The organism is Flavobacterium sp., assembly GCF_035760125.1.
In the GTDB taxonomy this organism is placed as follows: Bacteria; Bacteroidota; Bacteroidia; order Flavobacteriales; family Flavobacteriaceae; genus Flavobacterium.
In genome coordinates, this window is record NZ_DASTTN010000381.1 from 1 (window position 1) to 3,924 (window position 3,924).

At 35.3% G+C, this 3,924-nt stretch carries 3 protein-coding genes and 1 pseudogene; 1 reads left to right on the top strand and 3 read right to left on the bottom strand.

What is annotated here, in order from left to right; all coding sequences use genetic code 11:
• From VFS71_RS13635 to VFS71_RS13645, 3 genes and pseudogenes are all read right to left on the bottom strand, one after another.
• Window positions 1–929: pseudogene (locus VFS71_RS13635) on the bottom strand (hypothetical protein); the annotation flags it as partial.
• Window positions 930–994: 65 nt separating this feature from the next.
• On the bottom strand, window positions 995–1,858 hold the full coding sequence (locus tag VFS71_RS13640) for a DUF58 domain-containing protein (protein ID WP_326401875.1): 864 nt from the start codon (window positions 1,856–1,858) through the stop codon (window positions 995–997).
• A 78-nt stretch (window positions 1,859–1,936) separates the two neighbouring features.
• The gene (locus VFS71_RS13645) at window positions 1,937–2,941 is read right to left on the bottom strand and encodes an AAA family ATPase (RefSeq protein WP_111408287.1); all 1,005 of its coding nucleotides are present in this window, start codon (window positions 2,939–2,941) and stop codon (window positions 1,937–1,939) included.
• Between the two features lie 225 nt (window positions 2,942–3,166).
• Here VFS71_RS13645 and VFS71_RS13650 point away from each other — a divergent pair.
• Window positions 3,167–3,924 (top strand): aldo/keto reductase (locus VFS71_RS13650; RefSeq protein WP_326401877.1); only part of this gene is annotated, 758 nt, incomplete at its 3' end.

Consider the following 3,924-nt stretch of genomic DNA (forward strand, 5'->3'; position numbering starts at 1 on the left):
ATAGTGTCTTCCTCGATTGGCACTTCAACTGGAATAGCTTCATCAAGTGTTAAAATTGCTTTCTGAATTCTATTTCTGTCTTCCGTAATTTCAAATTCCAACGGTTTTGATTTGGCAAATTTCACTAAATCGGCTTGTTTCAAAACGGTAAATAAATTCTCTATCGTTTCTTGGGAAAGCTTCATTTTTTTCTTCAATGACGCTGTTTTAAGTCCCTCAATCAATTCTGAAGTTGTGCTCTCCATTGCCGGAATTTCAATCGCTTCCTCTATGTAATTTCGGGCAATATCTGTCAATTCACTATAGTATGCTTTTACCTCGCCATGTTGCCAAAGTTCTTTTTTCTCTAAAGTATTAAGTAAACTTGTCGCTTTTTCTATAGGCGTTTTATAAACTTCTTCTTCAATCTTTTTCTTTTGGCGAATTTTTGTGTACCAATAAACGAAAGCTCCAATTCCTAAAATCAATAAAACACCCAAAAGATACTTCCACCAATCTCCCAATGAATCTTCGGCTTTAACAATATCTTTGATGTCATACATTTTTTGTCTTAACGTATCGACCTGAACATTGGCAACCTCAACTTTTATGGAGTCCGTCAAAAACTCTTTATTATTTATCAGAATCTTTATACTTGGAATAGTATATTTCCCCGAATCAAATTGAGTCAAACCGTACTTTTTTATTAATTCGTATCGGTCGTCTTTTTTGATGGTGTCAATTGGGTAGGACTGAATTACCTCCAGCGCTCCAATGTTTTTTAGTTTTGGAAAAACAACTTTAGACAAAGTATCTACCGAAGTTTTTAAAGTCAATTTAAACTCAGCTCCAATTTTATTTTTTGTGGTATCGATGCTGGTAACTACTTTTTGCTGTGCAAAAATAGAAGTCGAAATCAGCAGTAATAGTAGGTAAAGTTTAATTTTCATTTTTTTTCTAATTAACCTTATCAATTCCAATGGATATTCCAGAACTGATGGGGCTAGGTTTCGTCTTATCGTGATTTAAAATAGCCTAATAATTTGGTGACATAACTTTCATCCACTCTCGTGTTTACTACACCCGAACCCGATTTGCTGAAAGTTTCTTTAAAATAATTCACATTATCATGAAAGTATTTCTCATAATTCATTCGCACCGATTTTGAACCTGTATTAATCAATCGCGTTTCGCCAGTCTCTGCATCAATCATCGATACCATTCCTAAGTTTGGCATTTTTTCTTCTCGAATGTCGTACACGCGAATACCTGTGATATCGTGTTTCTTTGAAGCAATTTTTAAGGTTTGCTCATAGTCGCCTGACATAAAATCGGAAATGACGAATACAATGGCTTTCTTTTTTTGAGTTCCCGATAGAAACTTCAAGGCTTGTGCAATATCTGTTTTGTAACTTTTAGGTTCAAATTCTATCAATTCACGAATGATACGCAACACGTGTGAACGCCCTTTCTTGGGTGGAATATATAATTCGATTTGGTCCGAAAACAAAATCAATCCTATTTTATCATTATTTTGAGTAGCCGAAAATGCCATAGTTGCAGCAATTTCGGTAACAATTTCTCTCTTAAACTGATTCTTGGAACCAAAACTTTCAGAACCTGAAATATCGACCATTAACATCATGGTCAATTCTCTTTCTTCCTCAAAAACCTTGACGTGTGCTTCGTTGTATCGAGCAGTCACATTCCAATCGATGGCACGTATATCGTCTCCAAATTGATATTGACGTACCTCACTGAAAGTCATCCCACGCCCTTTGAACGATGTGTGATATTCTCCCGAGAAGATATGATCGCTCAATCTTCGGGTTTTGATTTCTATTTTACGTACTTTTTTTAAAAGCTCTTTTGTATCCATTTTTATTTTGGTTTACGGCTATTTGGTTGTTGGTTGTTGGTTTCAAACCATTAACCAAAAACTATCAACCATCAACTTTTAAGGTACTTCGATTTCGTTTATGATTTTATTGATAATGTCAACCGATGTAATGTTTTCGGCTTCGGCTTCATAGGTAACTCCGATTCTATGACGTAAAATATCATGAACTACGGCACGAACATCTTCAGGAATTACATATCCACGACGTTTGATAAAAGCATAACATTTGGCGGCAGTAGCAAGATTGATACTTCCACGTGGTGATGCTCCAAAACTGATTAAAGGTTTCAAATCAGCCAATTTATATTTCTCTGGGTAGCGAGTAGCAAAAATAATATCCAGTATGTATTTCTCGATTTTTTCATCCATATAAACCTCACGAACCGCTTCTTGTGCACGCAAAATTTGCTCCACAGAAACTACCTGGTTTACTTTGTCATAACTTCCTTTGAGGTTTTGACGAATAACCAAACGCTCGTCTTCCATTTTTGGATAATCGATAACTGTTTTCAACATAAAACGATCGACTTGTGCTTCGGGCAATTGGTAAGTTCCTTCTTGCTCAATAGGGTTTTGAGTTGCCAAAACTAAAAATGGTCGGTCTAATTTGAAAGTGGTATCACCAATGGTTACTTGTTTTTCCTGCATCGCTTCCAATAATGCAGATTGCACTTTGGCAGGAGCACGGTTAATCTCATCGGCAAGAACGAAATTAGCAAAAATTGGCCCTTTTTTGATAGAGAATTCATTTTGCTTAATATTATAAATCATGGTTCCAATAACATCGGCTGGCAATAAATCGGGAGTAAACTGGATTCTGCTAAAAGAACCGTGAATGGCTTGTGAAAGAGTATTAATGGCTAATGTTTTTGCCAATCCCGGAACTCCTTCCAACAAAATATGTCCCTGGCCCAAAAGTCCAATTAACAATCTTTCGACCATATGTTTTTGTCCCACAATAACTTTGTTCATTTCCATAGTGAGAAGGTCTATAAAAGCGCTCTCTCTTTCGATTTTTTCATTGATTGCTCTAATGTCTAAAGTCGTTGTATTTTCTTCCATTTTTATATATTTATTCCCTTAAATTTTTATCTCTTTTATTTGATGGTGCAAATTGAATTTTTTTTTAGAAGTAAGATGTTAAAAAATGGTTAAAACTTCTACCAATCCCCTAATTTTAAGGACGAATTATGATAGTATTTACCTATTTTTAAGAACTAAAAAAAATAAACATCAAATTCAAAGATTTACCCCCAAAATCAGCTGGGGGAATAACAAAATAAAACCATGAGCAAAATTCCTTTTTCAAAGATAATAGCAGGCACAATGACTTGGGGTGTTTGGGGCAAAAACTGCTCTACATCACAAATGATAGAACTAATGAATTCATGTCTCGAAAGCGGTATTTCCACCTTTGATCATGCCGATATTTATGGAGGCTATACGACAGAAGAAGGCTTTGGAAAAGCTTTTAGCGAAAGCCAAATTGACCGCAAAGACATCCAATTGATTTCTAAATGTGGCATACAAATGATGTCTGAAAAAAGAAACAATACTATCAAACATTATGAGTATTCCAAAGAATACATTATAGCCTCTGCAGAACAGTCTTTGCAGCATTTAAAAACTGATTATTTGGATCTTTTGCTATTGCATCGACCAAGTCCATTGATGCATGTAGATGAAATTGCCGAAGCTGTTGAAAAGTTAAAAATTGAAGGAAAGATTTTGGATTTTGGCGTTTCTAATTTTACACCAAGTCAAAGCAATTTGATTGAGACAAAAACCAAAATAAACTACAACCAAATTGAGTTTTCTGTTACCCATTTGGAACCAATGATTGACGGAAGTTTGGATCATATGCAAACCAACCGAATCACTCCTATGTGCTGGTCACCCCTTGGAACCGTTTTTAGAAAAGATGACGAACAATCACAACGCATCCAAAAAGTTGCAAATGAATTAGCATCCAAATATGATGTCTCCAATGATATTATTTTATTGGCCTGGATACTGAAACATCCTGCAGGTATTTTACCCGTTTG